The sequence below is a fragment of the Bacillus sp. TH13 genome (assembly GCF_016651175.1).
Lineage (GTDB): Bacteria > Bacillota > Bacilli > Bacillales > Bacillaceae_G > Bacillus_A > Bacillus_A thuringiensis_S.
Map to the genome: position 1 here is coordinate 2,518,512 of NZ_JAEKEJ010000025.1, position 15,623 is coordinate 2,534,134.

Genomic DNA, 15,623 nt, shown 5'->3' on the forward strand with positions numbered 1-15,623 from the left:
GAAATATGGCACGAAGAAAAATTGTAGTTGCACTAGGGGGAAATGCGATACAGTCTGGAGAAGCTACTGCGGGAGCGCAGCAAGAAGCGTTGGAAAAAACGGCGGAACAACTTGTGAAAATAATGGAAAATGATGTGGATATAGTAATTGCGCATGGAAATGGCCCACAAGTGGGGAATATTTTATTACAGCAAAAAGCTGCAGAAACGGAAAAGACACCTGCAATGCCATTAGATACTTGTGGGGCAATGAGCCAAGGGATGATTGGATATTGGATGGAAAATGCGATTGAAAAGGCATTGAAAAAACGGAATATAAACAAAGATGTAGCAACGGTTATAACACGCGTTGTTGTGGATAAAAAAGATGAGGCATTTAAAAATCCAACTAAACCAATTGGTCCTTTTTATACAGAAGAAGAGGCCAGAAGATTAATGGATGAAACAAAAGCAGTGTTTAAAGAAGATGCTGGTAGAGGGTGGAGACGTGTTGTTCCATCACCGAAGCCTGTAAGTATTCATGAACATAAAGTGATTAATTCTTTGGTCGAAGATGGAAACATAGTGATAGCTGTTGGCGGAGGTGGAATTCCAGTAATTGATTCCGAAGAAGGGTTAAAAGGAACTGAAGCGGTTATCGATAAAGATTTCGCTGCGCAGAAATTAGCAGAATTAGTAGATGCCGATACGCTCGTTATTTTAACTGCAGTTGATCATGTGTATGTAAATTATAATCAACCGAATCAAAAAAAATTAGAGCATGTCACAGTGAATCAATTAGAAGAATATATTGAAGAACAACAATTTGCTGCGGGAAGCATGCTTCCAAAAATTGAAGCTGCTATTAATTTTGTTAATACAAATCCAAAAAGAAAAACAATTATTACGTCTTTAGAAAAAGTATATGAAGCACTAGAAGAAAAAGCTGGTACTATTATTTCAAAACAGAATATATGCATGTATGTTTAAATTATTATGTACGCTACTTAGTAGTAAAAAAAGAATGAGGTTAATAACTTCATTCTTTTTATTTATTAATATTTTTTGTACTCATTGTTCATAAAGTTTTCATGATGAAATCTGAATATATAAGTTAATTATGATAAAATTCAAATTGAATACGCTTTCTTGATTTGTCGCTCCAACATACAGCAAGAGAGAGGGAATTTTATGAATAGACGGAACGTAGTGAAAGACTTAAAGCAGTTCGAATTATTTGCTCATTTAACAGAAAAAAAATTGAAAGGCTTAACAGAGTTTGTTTATTGGCGAACTTATAAAAAAGGTCAATTTTTATTTTTAGAAGGAGATTCAAGGGAAAGAATTTACTTCATGTTAGAGGGGTTTGTAAAGTTAGAGCGGGTTAATCAAAATGGGAACTTATTATACGATGACTATGTAAAGCGGTATTCTATTTTTCCTTATGGTGGTATGTTTACAGACAGAGGATATAACTATACAGCAGAAGCAATGACGGATGTGGAAGTATATTATATTCCAACGGTAATCTTTGAAGATATGGTAAAATCCAGCAGAACGCAATTGATGTACGTTGTTCAGCAATTATCATCTATATTAAAATTGAACGAAAATCGAGTGCAAAATATTACAATTCCTAATGCACAAGATCGGGTTATCCAAACGTTAAATTATTTAATGCAGGATTTAGGAGAACAGAGTGGGGAAAAGATTGTAATTTCATGTCCACTTACAACAATTGAAATATCCAAAATATCTGGAACATCTCGAGAGACAGTTAGCAGCGTATTAAAACAATTAAAAAATGATAGCATTGTTACAATTTTAGATAAAAAAATTACAATACATGATCCAACATATTTTGAAGAAATCTCTATGTGAATATTGTATATTGATTTTTTAATTCATAATGTATATTAATAAGGTTCTTTATATATTTATAAGGAACTTTTTTACGTTATCCTCTATAAAAAGATTGTATAGTATGGTAATAATAGCTAAAATCGATAATAAAAAACAAAGTGAAGGGGAGAAAGAATGATTCGTATTGAGTATGATCGATTAGTAGCTATTTGTTACAGTATAGGGGTTTTGTTATTATTAAAAATTCCAAATGATAATGAATTAATTGGGGAAAAACTATTCAATGTCTATAAGATTCCGATACATACGTATGTTTATATGGATTATAAAGTCTCAAATATATGGATTGTTTCTTTCATACTACATGTAATTGCATTTATATTATTTTTAAAATGGCTAGGAAAAAAGGAGTCTAGTACATTTAGAAAAATGAATAAGATAAAAGTAGTAGGCATTAGTATTTTGATTTTAATGATGCCGTTTATTTTAAATACAATCCTCCAGACATTGAATAAAACATGGTACTACGCAGGAAAAACAGGGGTAGAAGCAATAGAATATAAAAAAGAAGATAGCCAGTGTAGAATGGAGAAAAATGGAGAGAATATCCAACCGAAGTGCATTGTTACTTTAAAAAATTATCGTAATCATTCACAAGCATTAAAAGTTGTTTTATATGATAATGCAAACGAGAATTCAAAAAGCTATCCAGTACCGAAACCAGTCTATTTACAAAAACATGAGACAAAGCAATTCGAATTTCAAGTTCCTGTTTCTTATAATAGAGGTATTGAAAAAGATAAAGTACCAAATATTAAATTACATTCATTGCATGAAAATGATACGAAATACAATTAATCTGTAAGTAAAAGTTTAAGAGTAGGAGCAAGGATTTGAAACGATATAGAAAATCAACTTGAATCATCCAACATACTGCGAGGTAACTGTATATTGGGTGATTTTTTTTATGTTATCCCCTTTTTTCACGTATGAAAAGGAGGAATACTTTGTTGAAAATGAAAAACATTAAAAGGATCATACATGGTTTTTACTTTACGCAATCTGTGAAAGTTAGAGCCATAATAACTAGTTTCCCAATTTTTAATGTTGATATCGGGCCAGTTCACATAGTCACCTAGTGTATAAGGATCTAAGCTTTCTCGTAAATCTTTAACCCAGCGTATATTTCGATTTTCTTCATCATCGCATTTCCAAGAGGTAATGTATTCTTGAGCAATAATTGCTTTACGATGAAAATAAGCCGTTTCATTCGGCGAAATATTTTCAACAGCACCTATGAGCGATTGATGCCAAATACTAGCATCTTTATTTGGGGCATGAGAAAGAAAGTATTGCATGATTTGAATGCCTTTAAGGGGAATAGGTTTATAGACATAGGAACCAGAGCGCTTGAAATTTTCAGGGATGTTACCGCCATTAAAAAATTCAACAGCCTTTATATAAGGAACTTCTTCTATAAAGAGAGAGGGGCTACCAGTTTCAAGAAGAGGGGATAATAGGGAATAGAGTTCAGAGGGAGAACCGACAAACTCGCCTTGTGCTTCGATTTTATTTCGTTGTTTGGCGAATAATTCGATCGATGAAGTGAGACGTTCATCTACATGAGGTGCCCAGTTTTGCCACGCTTGAAATGCATCAATAAAGTCTTCCCATTCCCATGTGATTGAGAAAATTGATACATTTTTTATAGGGTGGACTCGAAAAGTTAAGAAAGTAACAATTCCGAAGTTTCCACCACCACCACCACGGCACGCCCAAAAAAGGTTAGAATTTTCTTGTTCGTTTGCACGAATGAGTTTTGCACCAAATTTTCCGCACGCTTGTACCATTTCCACTTCCATTAATTGATCACATGTTAATCCCAATAAGCGCGAAAGCATACCGATGCCACCACCAAGTGTTAATCCAACAATGCCAACGCTTGCACTTGTACCAGCAGGAATTGTAACACCGTAATTCCAAAGTTCTTTATAAACAGTGCCAAGATTTGCACCAGCCTCAATTGTTGCTGTTAATTTCTCTGTATTAACAGTAATGCGATGCATTTCACTCACATCAATAATAAGTCCTCTATTTAAAAGAGAAAAATTTTCATAGCTATGACGTCCACTTCTTAACCGAAATGGTATATGACGTTCACGTGCCCATCTTAAGGCGTTACAGACATCCTTGTTATTTTGACAAAAAACAATAATACAAGGGAGTTTTGGAATACTTAAATTTAAATTCATTCGGGCTACGTCGTAGTCAGAATCTGCGGGAACAACGATACGACCTGTTAATTTTGTTTGCTTCAATTTATTACTCCTTTCTAAAATAATCAGAGATTTTTTATTAATATATGAAAAATGTCTGTAATACGCGTGGACAAGGAGAGGTGAAGAATGAGATTTACCTTTGTGAGAAATAAATAAAGCATAAGAATAAAGAATCTACATAGAGTTCAATGAAAACAGTTGCAAACTGTTCATATTTTGTTATGATAGTGTTACGAAAACGTTTGCATAAAATTCCGATGGGATGCAAAAGGAGAGAAGGACTATGAATAAGACATGGTGGAAAGAAGCAGTTGCTTATCAAATTTATCCACGAAGCTTTATGGATTCAAATGGTGATGGTATTGGAGATTTACAAGGTATTATTGCAAAACTGGATTATTTAAAAGATTTAGGTATAGATGTAATTTGGATTTGTCCAATGTATAAGTCACCTAATGATGATAATGGTTATGATATTAGTGATTATCAAGATATTATGGATGAGTTTGGTACAATGGCAGACTTTGATGCTTTACTAGATGAAGTTCATAAGCGTGATATGAAGCTTATTATTGATTTAGTTATTAATCATACGAGTGATGAACATCCATGGTTTATTGAATCACGTTCATCTAAAGATAATCCGAAGCGTGATTGGTATATTTGGCATGATGGTAAAGATGGTGCGGAGCCAAACAATTGGGAAAGTATTTTTAATGGTTCGGCATGGGAATATGATGAAGAAACAGAACAATATTATTTACATTTATTCTCACGTAAACAACCAGATTTAAACTGGGAGAATAAAGAAGTTCGCGAAGTACTATATGATACGGTTAATTGGTGGCTTGATAAAGGTATTGATGGTTTCCGTGTTGATGCGATCAGTCATATTAAAAAAGAAGAAGGCCTCAAGGATATGCCCAATCCAAAAGAGTTAAAATATGTGCCATCTTTTGATAAACATATGAATGTGAAAGGTATTCAACCTTTATTAGAAGAGCTAAAAGAAAATACATTCTCTAAGTACGATATTATGACTGTTGGTGAAGCAAATGGCGTTAAGGTTGAAGATGCTGAGCTTTGGGTTGGAGAAGAGCAAGGTAAGTTCAATATGGTATTCCAGTTTGAACATTTAAGTTTATGGGATGCAGAGAAGAAGAAAGACCTTGATGTTGTAGGATTGAAAAAAGTATTAACGAAATGGCAAAAAGGATTAGAAAATAAAGGATGGAACGCTTTATATATTGAGAATCACGATAAACCACGTATCGTTTCAACGTGGGGAGATGATAAACAATATTGGCGTGAAAGTGCAACAGCTCTAGGAGCGATGTATTTCTTTATGCACGGTACACCGTTTATTTATCAAGGACAAGAAATTGGTATGACAAATGTTCAGTTACCAAATATTGAAGATTACGATGATGTAGCAATTAAAAATTTATATCGCGAGAAAATTGCAGAGGGTGTACCACATCAAGATATGATGGAGATTATATGGGCTTCTTGCCGCGATAATTCACGTACACCTATGCAGTGGAATGATGAGGTGAATGCTGGTTTCACAACAAGTACACCTTGGTTTAGCATGAATCCAAATTACAAAGAAATTAATGTTGAAAAGCAAAAAAATGAAGAAAAGTCTATTTTCAATTTCTATAAGAAAATGATTGCCCTGAAAAAAGAGCACGATGTACTGAACTATGGTACGTACGATTTACTTTTAGAAGACGACCCACAAATTTATGCATATACACGTACGTTACAGGATGAAAAAGTCATTGTAATTAGTAATATCTCAAAAGAGGAAGCTGTGTATAATGAGGGTTCATTTGCACTAGAACGCAAACGTTTGCTTTTAAATAACTATGAAGTTGCGGAACATGAAGAAGTAACAACAATTGCTTTAAAACCTTATGAAACAAGGATTTATCGCATTTCGTAATAAAAAAGGATGCTCTTTGAGCATCTTTTTTTATGAAAAAAAATAAATTTCTATTGCAATGTGAAAACGCTTTTATTAAAATAGATTTATGAAAACGGTTGCGTAAAGAGAGAAAAGTGATATAAGGAATCGTTTTCATGAAAGGGACAGAAATTATAATTTAAATCATTATGTTTTTATAAATAAAGGGGAGGAAGAACAGATGAAAATTACGTCTTTTGATTTTTGGCAAAAGTTCGGGAAAGCTTTATTAGTTGTTGTAGCTGTAATGCCAGCAGCTGGTTTAATGATTTCCATCGGTAAGTTAATTGGGATGTCTGCTGGGGATGTTAACGCAGTTCATACAATCGCTCGCGTAATGGAAGACATCGGTTGGGCAATCATTACAAATCTACACATCTTATTCGCAGTAGCAATTGGGGGATCTTGGGCGAAGGATCGTGCAGGTGGTGCATTTGCAGCGCTATTAGCATTCGTCTTAACAAACCGAATTACAGGAGCTATATTTGGAGTAAACGCTCAAATGTTAGCGGATTCAAAAGCGACAGTTTCTTCAGTAATAGCAGGAGATTTACTTGTAAAAGATTACTTTACTTCTGTACTTGGTGCACCAGCATTAAACATGGGAGTTTTCGTGGGGATTATCACAGGTTTCTTAGGAGCTAATCTATATAACAAATATTATAACTATAATAAACTGCCACAGGCATTAGCATTCTTTAATGGAAAACGATTTGTACCATTCGTTGTAATTCTTTGGTCTACAGTTACTGCAATTGTATTATCACTTCTATGGCCATTCATCCAAAGTGGGTTAAATGAATTTGGTCGCTGGATTGCAGCTTCAAAAGATAGTGCACCAGTTGTTGCACCGTTTGTATATGGAACGTTAGAGCGTTTATTATTACCATTTGGTTTACACCATATGTTAACGATTCCGATGAACTATACAGAGCTAGGCGGAACATATACGATGCTAACTGGTTCAAAAGTTGGACAAGTTGTAGCAGGACAAGATCCATTATGGCTTGCATGGATTACAGATTTAAATAATTTATTAGCAAATGGAGATACGAAGGCATATAACGATTTATTAAATAACGTTGTACCAGCTCGTTTCAAAGCTGGACAAGTTATCGGCTCAACAGCAGCGTTAATGGGTATTGCATTTGCGATGTTCCGTAACGTTGATAAAGAAAAGCGTGCAAAATATAAACCAATGTTTTTATCAGCAGCATTAGCAGTATTCTTAACAGGTGTAACAGAACCAATTGAATTCATGTTCATGTTTATTGCTCCAGTATTATATGTTGTATATGCTATTACAACAGGACTTGCATTCGCGCTAGCTGATTTAATTAACTTACGTGTTCACGCATTTGGATTTATTGAGTTAATTACTCGTACACCAATGATGGTTAACGCAGGTTTAACAAGAGACTTAATCAACTTTGTTATTGTTTCATTATTGTTCTTCGGTCTTAACTTTACACTATTTAATTTCTTAATTAAAAAATTCAACTTACCAACACCAGGGCGTGCAGGTAACTATATTGATAATGAAGATGAGGCATCAGAAGGAACAGGAAATGTACAAGACGGTTCATTAGCAACAAAAGTTATCGATTTATTAGGTGGAAAAGAAAATATTGCTGACGTAGATGCTTGTATGACACGCTTACGTGTAACAGTAAAAGATTTAGATGTTGTTGCACCAGAAGCACAGTGGAAACAAAATGGTGCTTTAGGGCTTATTGTAAAAGATAAAGGTGTACAAGCGGTATATGGTCCGAAAGCTGACGTATTAAAGTCAGACATTCAAGATATGTTAGGTGCGTAATAATATGAAATTGCTAACTTTAAACTGTCATTCTTGGCAAGAAGAGAATCAAATAGAAAAGATACAATACCTTGCTAAAGTAATTCAAGAAGAAGAGTACGATGTCATCGCATTGCAAGAAGTAAGTCAGTCCATACAAGCTGAAAATGTATGCGGTAACAAGAAAGAAGATAATTTTGGACTTTTACTATTAGAAGAGTTAAAAGCGCTACATGTAAAAGATTACAATATTACTTGGGATTTCTCTCATATTGGTTATGACGTGTACGAAGAAGGATTAGCGATTATAACGAAGCATAATATTATAAAAGAAGATACGTTCTTCATTTCAGAAAACGAGGATACAACGTATTGGAAAACGCGTAAAATTGTAAGTACAACAATTGCTTATAATGGTAAAGATATAACGTTTTACTCTTGCCATCTCGGTTGGTGGAATGATGAAGAAGAGTCATTCAAAGGTCAAATCAATCGTTTGATGGGGCGTGTAGATAGCAATAAGCTCGCCTTCTTAATGGGGGATTTTAATAACAATGCTCGCTTGGAAGGCGAAGGTTATGAGTATATGATGCAAAAAGGGTTGTATGACACATATGAATTAGCAATAGAGAAGGATGAAGGAACGACTGTCCAAGGCGAGATTGCTGGTTGGGATGAAAATAAACATAATTTGCGAATAGATCTAATATTGTGTAACCAAAGTAAAAAAGTTCATTCTTCAAAAGTTATTTTTAATGGTACAAACAGAAATGTAATTTCAGATCATTTCGGTGTAGAGGTTCAATTGGATATATAATAGAAGAAATCCTCACAGAGAATAAAAGCTGTGAGGATTTTTTTTAGGAATACAAGTATTTCCAAGAGAAAATACTTGTATTTTTTATGACATTTCATATATATTTGTTATTATTGAATGTAAAACCGATTTGGTCATTTTGTATTCATACTTTGACTCACTTCGTTATATAATAAAGTAAGTGAAAGTTAATGGGAAAAAATAGTACGTTTTTGGTTAATACACGATGTAGAAAGTGATATAATTGCAAAATGCATGTATCATTTTCTAAAGAAGGAAAAATATATAATTAGGTGATAACTTCTATGAAACAGATTTGGCGTATTTATAAGACAGATTTACGGAATGTAGCCAAACATTGGGCTGCAATTGTTATTGTTTTAGGATTAATGATTTTACCATCGTTATATGCATGGTTTAACATTAAAGCTTCTTGGGATCCGTATGGAAATACAAAAGAGGTTCCCATTGCAGTTTCTAACCAAGATGCAGGTTCTAATTTAAGAGGGAAAGATATTAATATCGGGAAAGAGATTGTAGACTCCCTTAAGAAAAACAAAAATCTTGGCTGGAAATTTGTAGATGAAAAACAAGCGATTTACGGAGTTGAGCGTGGGGATTATTATGCAAGTATTACGATTCCAAAAGACTTCTCTGAAAAAATTGCAACTGTTCTGGATGAAAATCCTAAAAAACCAGAACTGGATTACTATGTGAATGAAAAAGTAAACGCGATTGCACCGAAGATTACAGCAAAAGGTGCATCAGGTATTACAGAAGAAATTAGTAAAAACTTTGTAAAAACAGCAAACGGTGAGATTTTTAAAATTTTCAATGACCTTGGAATCGATTTAGAAACAAACTTACCAAGTATCGAAAAAGTAAAAGATCTTGTATTTAAGTTAGAAGCGCAGTTCCCAGAAATGAATACACTTATGGATAAGGCATTAGATGATGCAACTCGAGCAGAAGATGTTGTGAAAGTAGCGCAAAAAGAGTTGCCAGTTGTAGAGAGTGTTATGAATGATGGGCAAGAAGCGTTAGGGAATTTAGATAAATTCTTTGCGAGAAATGATGAAACATTGAATCGCGCTCCGGGAACTATTAAGAATAATTTAATGGTAATGCAAAAAGGTTTAGATGGTGCCGCGGCAATTACGGATTTCTTAAAGAATCCATCATTGGATTTCAATCTGGCACTTCCAGATCCATCCAAGTTCCCAGACTTACCGAATATAACCATTCCGCAAATACCAACACTTCCAGAGTTACCGCAAGTGAATGGCGAGGGATATAAAAATATTGCTAAAAATATTAATCAAACTGTAAATAATGTTTTTAGTTCAATACGTGTCGGAACAACTTATGCACAAGGCGTTATAAACGGATTGCAAAATGGTAATTTTGATCCAGAAAAAGCAAAACAAGACCTTAATAAGGTTTCTGAAAATCTTCAAGGTCGTGCAGATAGTGTTTCATATTTAATTGATGTCTTTACTAAATTTAAGGAATTTGCACCAACTGATTCTGGAAAAGACTTCTTCCAAAAACGAATAGATAAATTAACGAATCTTAAATCAGCTATAGAAAATGCAAATGGCGGCGTTAAAGATATCGCTAATATTATTGGTACAGGGCAAGAAGTGAAACAAGATGTCAGAGATGCTGCTAATAAAAAGTTAGATGCAATAAATAACTTGGTAAATCAAGCAGAAGCAGATTATAATGCGACGTTTGTAGCAGATTTTGAAAAAGCAGTAAGCACAGCTGAGCAATTGAAAAATAAGGCTGACAATGTAAAAGAAGATGCTCAGCAGCTTAGAGGCAATTTAAATCAAGATATAAATAAGGCTAATGAGATATTAAACAATGGTAGAGAGAACTATGATCAGGCTGTAGCGGATTATGCAAAACTAAAAACCAGTCTTGAAAAGGCAAAAGAAGATTTAAGTAATAAAGGTGTTAACGGCTTAGATTCTACAAAAGTAGCCTTAAATGAATTAAATGGGCAGTTTAAAGCAAGTTGGAATTTAGTTAATGACATGATTCCAGTTCTGGAAAGTACAAATAAAGTGTTAGCTGATGTGAATAGTGATAAAAACCTTAATGGTACAATTTCTAAGTTAAATAAAGCAAAAGATGGTTTGCAAAAAGGAATGGAGTTAACTGATAAAGGAATTGACGCTATTAATAAAGGTCAAAAACCAGCAGCTGATGTTATTGAAAGTATTAATCAAGTGTCTAAAAGTGTTTCGGGTCAAATTGGTGACATTTTAGCTAAATATGACTCAGAAATCACTCCAAATTTCAATGCAGCAATTGCTCGCACAAAAGAGATGTCTAAAAACACATCTCAAATTTTAAAAGAGGCAGACAAAAAGCTTCCAGATGTTAAAAAATTACTAGAAGATTCATCAAAAGGCTTAGTAGATGGTAAAAAGAAATTAGCAGACATTAAAGCTGAAATGCCAGCTACTGAGAAAAAGATTAAAGAATTAGCAGATAAAATTCGTGATTTTGAATCTGAAGAGGATTTAAAAGACATCATACGTTTATTGAAAAATGATGTTGAAAAGCAAAGTGATTACTTTGCGAATCCAGTAAATTTAAAAGAGAATAAATTATTTGCGATGCCGAACTACGGTTCAGCAATGTCACCATTCTATACAGTGCTTGCATTATGGGTAGGCGCATTATTAATGGTTTCATTATTAACAGTAGAAGTACACGAAGAGGGCGCGAATTATAAGAGCCATGAAATTTACTTCGGACGTTTATTAACATTCTTAACGATAGGTCTTTCACAAGCGTTTATCGTATCGATGGGAGATATATTCTTACTCGGTACGTACGTAGTCGATAAGTTCTGGTTTGTGTTATTTAGTTTATTTATTGGTGGAGTCTTCGTTTGTATCGTATACTCACTCGTTTCTATTTTCGGAAACGTTGGGAAATCGATGGCGATCATTTTACTTGTACTACAAGTAGCAGGATCGGGCGGAACATTCCCAATCCAAATGACACCAGCGTTCTTCCAAGCAATTTATCCGTTCTTACCGTTCACATATGCAATTAGTGCAATTCGTGAAACAGTAGGCGGAATGCTATGGGATATCGTAACGCGAGATTTACTTGTGTTAAGTGCTTTCGTAGTAGTTATGATTGTTGCTGCGTTATTACTGAAAACACCAATTAACAAATCAAGTGAAAAATTTGTTGAGAATGCAAAAGGAAGTAAAATCATTCACTAAAATAAAAGGTTCCTACCGATAGAGGTAGGAACCTTTTTGTTTAATCAAATTTTAATTTTTTTAATGCGTCTGCGAACGGGTTATTTAATGGTTCTTCTTCTTTTTTCTGTTGTTTCATATATTTTTGAACGTCGCGTTTATCGGCTTTGTTTCCAGATTCTTTTTTACGTCGCTCTTGGAATGTTGATAATTTCTCACGATAGCCACATTTACATGCGAAAATTTGGCCTGCACCTTCACCACGTAATTCTAGTTTCTTCTTACATTGTGGACAGCGAGCGTTTGTTGTACGAGATACATTTTTACGATGACCACATTCACGATCTTGGCATACGAGCATTTTTCCCTTTTTGCCGTTTACTTCTAGCATTGGTTTACCGCAATCTGGACAAGACTTCGTTGAAATGTTGTCATGTTTATATTTTTTATCACTCGATTTAATTTCAGAAACAATTTCTTTCGTATAGTTCTTCATTTCAGAAATGAATACTTCTTTTTTCAGCTTACCTTTTGCGATAGCCTCAAGTTTTTGTTCCCATTCACCAGTTAGTGTAGGGGATTTTAACTCTTCTGGTACTAAATCAAGTAACTGACGGCCTTTTGAAGTAATATGAATATCTTTGCCACGTTTTTCAATTAAGAACGAATTGAATAGCTTGTCGATAATATCAGCACGTGTCGCTACAGTACCTAATCCACCAGTCGATTTTAACGTATCAGCAAGTTGTTTATTTTGCGTATCCATATATTTTGTAGGATTCTCCATTGCTGAAAGTAAAGTTGCTTCATTAAAGCGTGCAGGTGCTTTCGTTTGGCCTGATGTTTGCATAAGTAACTTTACAGTTAATGTATCGCCCTTTTCAATGTGAGGCAGAAGCTGCTCTTTTACGTCATCAGTTACATCATCGTCTTCAAATCGATTTTCGTATACTTCCTTCCAACCAGCATGTAAAATCGTTTTTCCGCGTGCAATGAACGTTTCACTACCAACTTTGGTACGTAATGTTAGTTGCTCGTATTCGAATGCTGGGAATAAAACAGCTAAGAAACGTTTTACAACTAAATCATAAATTTTGCGTTCTTTATCTGTGAATGCTGAGAAGTTAACGTATCCTTCTGTTGGAATAATCGCATGATGATCGCTTACTTTACTATCATCAACAAATGATTTGTTAGGTTTGATAGGCTTTTGTAATACTTTATGTGCGAAGGGACGGTATTCTCCAACACCACATGCTTTTAGACGTTCTGGAAGTGTTCCAACGATATCAGATGAAATGTAGCGTGAATCTGTACGAGGGTACGTTAGTACTTTATGCTGTTCATACAATTTTTGCATAATATTTAATGTTTCTTTAGCAGAGTAACCGAACTTTTTATTTGCATCACGTTGCAATTCAGTTAAATCGTAAAGACCAGGAGAGAATGACTTCTTCTGTTTCTTATCAATTTCCACAACAGTAGCATTATGTTTATCTAAACTTTTTACAATACCATCGATTTTTTCTTTATTAAAACTACGGCTATTGCCATTTGCATCTTGCCAAGTAAGTTTGAGCTTCTCCATTGTTTGAGCTTCGATGCCGTAGTAAGTTTGAGCTTTGAAGTTCTTTATTTCATCCTCACGACTAGCAATCATAGCGACAGTAGGCGTTTGTACACGGCCGCAATTTAACTGAGCATTAAAGCGAGTCGTTAAAGCGCGAGTTGCGTTAAGACCGATATACCAGTCAGCTTCTGAACGTGCAACTGCTGAAGCGTATAAATTGTCATAGGCTTTACCTGGTTTTAAATTTGCAAAACCATCTTTAATTGCTTTATCGGTTACAGAAGAAATCCATAAACGTTTGATTGGTTTGCTTAGCTTAACTTTATCGATGATCCAGCGTGCGACTAATTCTCCTTCACGTCCAGCGTCTGTTGCTACAATAATTTCATTTACATCTTTTCTAAGTAGCTGACTCTTTACAGCATTAAACTGTTTACCAGTTTGTTTAATCACTGTTAATTTCAAACGCTCTGGTAGCATCGGTAAATCTTCTAAATTCCACTGTTTATATTTCACATCATAGCTTTCTGGATCAGCTAATGTAACGAGATGACCTAAAGCCCAAGTTACAATATATTTATTACCCTCAAGATAGCCGTTTCCTTTTTTATCACACTTCAGTACACGAGCGATATCTCGTGCAACGGAAGGTTTTTCAGCGATTACAACGCTTTTTGACATATTAAAAACATCCTTTCAAATTTCCATACGTTAAATATAGCATACATCTTCTTGAGATTCAGTTGTCCTCAAGGTTTGTATGCTTCTTGCTTCAATTAACAACAAGGGTTTTACAAATATAAAAATAAGATTGATATAAATTTCAGATTTTTAAGTGTATGCGTTGAAGCAGACCTTAAAGCAGATACACATGGTAATAAAGTTTCATTCGAATACATTCTTGAGAAAAATCCTGATTATATCTTTGTAGTAGATAGAGGCGCTGTTGTTGACGGACTTGACTCTGTATCAGAAACGGTTAAAGAAATATCAAAAGGTCTAAAATAATAATGTAAAAGAGTGATAGGACGAGCTTCCTAGCACTCTTTGTTTTCCGTATTGAAAAGTAAAGAACTTGTTATTTTACTAGAATAAGAGTAGACTTTGAAATAGATGAATAAGAAACACATGGGAGTTTGTGGATACAAACTGAGAGTATGACTACTAGTCCGTCATTGACCATTTGAACCTGTTGGATAATGCCAGCGTAGGGAGAGTGTAAAAGCACATGTTCAGGCACTTTGCGTACGCGCAAAGTGTCTTTTTGTGTATCTCCCATCATTATAGTTAGGAGATGAAAAGGATGAATATGAAAGAAATTAGTAAAGTAGTGGATTTGGTGAGAGAATCTAATCCGCTTGTTCATAATATTACAAATGTTGTTGTAACAAATTTTACTGCTAACGGTTTGTTGGCACTTGGGGCATCGCCTGTAATGGCGTATGCAAAAGAAGAAGTAGCAGAAATGGCTAGCATTGCTGGAGCGTTAGTATTAAATATGGGGACACTTCGTCCTGAAGAAGTAGAAGCGATGTTACTCGCGGGTAAATCAGCAAATGCGAACAATGTGCCAGTACTATTTGATCCAGTTGGTGCAGGAGCAACTTCGTATCGAACAGAAGTTGCGAGACATATTCCGGCTGAAATCGATTTAGCAATTATCCGCGGAAATGCAGCTGAAATAGCAAATGTTATTAATGAGAAATGGGAAATTAAAGGGGTAGACGCTGGTACTGGAAATGGCAATGTTGTAAGTATTGCAAGGCAGGCAGCAGATGAACTAAATACAGTTGCGGTCATTACTGGAAAAGAAGATGTTGTTACAGATGGAGAGAGAACTATTGTTATTCGAAATGGTCACCCTATTTTAACGAAAGTTACGGGAACAGGTTGTTTACTAACTTCTGTAATAGGAGCATTTGTAGCAGTGGAAAAAGATTATGTAAAAGCAGCAGTAGCCGCATTAACGTTTTATGGTGTAGCTTCGGAACTGGCAGCTGCTAAGACAGTGGAAAAGGGACCTGGTAGTTTCCAAATTGAATTTTTAAATCAGTTAGCGAATACTACTTCTGGTGATATTGAGAAGTATGGAAAGATTGAGGAGTTAGAGTAAGAGGGA

The 15,623-nt window shown here is 34.7% G+C and carries 10 protein-coding genes, 1 pseudogene and 1 riboswitch; of the genes and pseudogenes, 9 read left to right on the forward strand and 2 right to left on the reverse strand.

Annotated elements, in window-relative coordinates:
• Positions 1-5: 5 nt before the first annotated feature.
• From arcC to JFU02_RS21535, 3 genes are all read left to right on the forward strand, one after another.
• Entirely contained in the window at positions 6-968 is a 963-nt protein-coding gene (gene arcC, locus JFU02_RS21525) for a carbamate kinase (protein WP_086406863.1), read from the forward strand.
• A gap of 201 nt (positions 969-1,169) precedes the next feature.
• Complete coding sequence (locus JFU02_RS21530; RefSeq protein ID WP_001081913.1) at positions 1,170-1,859, forward strand: Crp/Fnr family transcriptional regulator; 690 nt, start codon at positions 1,170-1,172, stop codon at positions 1,857-1,859.
• A 156-nt stretch (positions 1,860-2,015) separates the two neighbouring features.
• Positions 2,016-2,699, forward strand: coding sequence for an ABC transporter permease (locus tag JFU02_RS21535; protein WP_086406861.1), 684 nt, complete (start codon positions 2,016-2,018; stop codon positions 2,697-2,699).
• A 125-nt stretch (positions 2,700-2,824) separates the two neighbouring features.
• Here JFU02_RS21535 and JFU02_RS21540 read toward each other — a convergent pair whose 3' ends face one another.
• The gene (locus JFU02_RS21540; protein WP_201071641.1) at positions 2,825-4,159 is read right to left on the reverse strand and encodes an FAD-binding oxidoreductase; all 1,335 of its coding nucleotides are present in this window, start codon (positions 4,157-4,159) and stop codon (positions 2,825-2,827) included.
• 244 nt (positions 4,160-4,403) lie between these two features.
• Here JFU02_RS21540 and JFU02_RS21545 point away from each other — a divergent pair, with 244 nt between their 5' ends.
• The 4 genes from JFU02_RS21545 to JFU02_RS21560 all read left to right on the forward strand — a co-directional run bounded on the left by JFU02_RS21545 (position 4,404) and on the right by JFU02_RS21560 (position 11,955).
• Positions 4,404-6,068, forward strand: a complete 1,665-nt coding sequence (locus JFU02_RS21545) for a glycoside hydrolase family 13 protein (protein WP_097888749.1) — start codon at positions 4,404-4,406, stop codon at positions 6,066-6,068.
• Between the two features lie 202 nt (positions 6,069-6,270).
• Complete coding sequence (locus JFU02_RS21550; protein ID WP_000705567.1) at positions 6,271-7,908, forward strand: PTS transporter subunit IIBC; 1,638 nt, start codon at positions 6,271-6,273, stop codon at positions 7,906-7,908.
• Between the two features lie 4 nt (positions 7,909-7,912).
• Positions 7,913-8,704 carry an endonuclease/exonuclease/phosphatase family protein gene (locus tag JFU02_RS21555; protein WP_097888750.1) on the forward strand — a complete coding sequence of 264 codons (792 nt, stop codon included), beginning with the start codon at positions 7,913-7,915 and terminating at the stop codon, positions 8,702-8,704.
• Positions 8,705-9,009: 305 nt separating this feature from the next.
• Complete coding sequence (locus tag JFU02_RS21560) at positions 9,010-11,955, forward strand: YhgE/Pip domain-containing protein (RefSeq protein ID WP_069354895.1); 2,946 nt, start codon at positions 9,010-9,012, stop codon at positions 11,953-11,955.
• Positions 11,956-11,995: 40 nt separating this feature from the next.
• On the opposite strand, the gene topB is transcribed toward JFU02_RS21560, so the two are convergent.
• Positions 11,996-14,185: a DNA topoisomerase III gene (gene topB, locus JFU02_RS21565; RefSeq protein ID WP_201071645.1), complete on the reverse strand. Its 2,190-nt coding sequence runs from the start codon at positions 14,183-14,185 to the stop codon at positions 11,996-11,998.
• A gap of 162 nt (positions 14,186-14,347) precedes the next feature.
• Here topB and JFU02_RS32210 point away from each other — a divergent pair.
• Together JFU02_RS32210 and thiM are read left to right on the forward strand one after the other, a co-directional pair.
• Positions 14,348-14,512: pseudogene (locus JFU02_RS32210) on the forward strand (ABC transporter); the annotation flags it as partial.
• A gap of 110 nt (positions 14,513-14,622) precedes the next feature.
• Positions 14,623-14,735, forward strand: a riboswitch (TPP riboswitch).
• A 72-nt stretch (positions 14,736-14,807) separates the two neighbouring features.
• Positions 14,808-15,617: a hydroxyethylthiazole kinase gene (gene thiM, locus JFU02_RS21570; RefSeq protein ID WP_098222649.1), complete on the forward strand. Its 810-nt coding sequence runs from the start codon at positions 14,808-14,810 to the stop codon at positions 15,615-15,617.
• Positions 15,618-15,623 lie beyond the last annotated feature (6 nt).

Coding starts and splice junctions, on each gene's coding strand:
- arcC (WP_086406863.1), top strand. CDS start 6: ATGGCACGAAGAAAAATTGTAGTTGCACTAGGGGGAAATGCGATACAG.
- JFU02_RS21530 (WP_001081913.1), top strand. CDS start 1,170: ATGAATAGACGGAACGTAGTGAAAGACTTAAAGCAGTTCGAATTATTT.
- JFU02_RS21535 (WP_086406861.1), top strand. CDS start 2,016: ATGATTCGTATTGAGTATGATCGATTAGTAGCTATTTGTTACAGTATA.
- JFU02_RS21545 (WP_097888749.1), top strand. CDS start 4,404: ATGAATAAGACATGGTGGAAAGAAGCAGTTGCTTATCAAATTTATCCA.
- JFU02_RS21550 (WP_000705567.1), top strand. CDS start 6,271: ATGAAAATTACGTCTTTTGATTTTTGGCAAAAGTTCGGGAAAGCTTTA.
- JFU02_RS21555 (WP_097888750.1), top strand. CDS start 7,913: ATGAAATTGCTAACTTTAAACTGTCATTCTTGGCAAGAAGAGAATCAA.
- JFU02_RS21560 (WP_069354895.1), top strand. CDS start 9,010: ATGAAACAGATTTGGCGTATTTATAAGACAGATTTACGGAATGTAGCC.
- topB (WP_201071645.1), bottom strand. CDS start 14,185: ATGTCAAAAAGCGTTGTAATCGCTGAAAAACCTTCCGTTGCACGAGAT.
- thiM (WP_098222649.1), top strand. CDS start 14,808: ATGAATATGAAAGAAATTAGTAAAGTAGTGGATTTGGTGAGAGAATCT.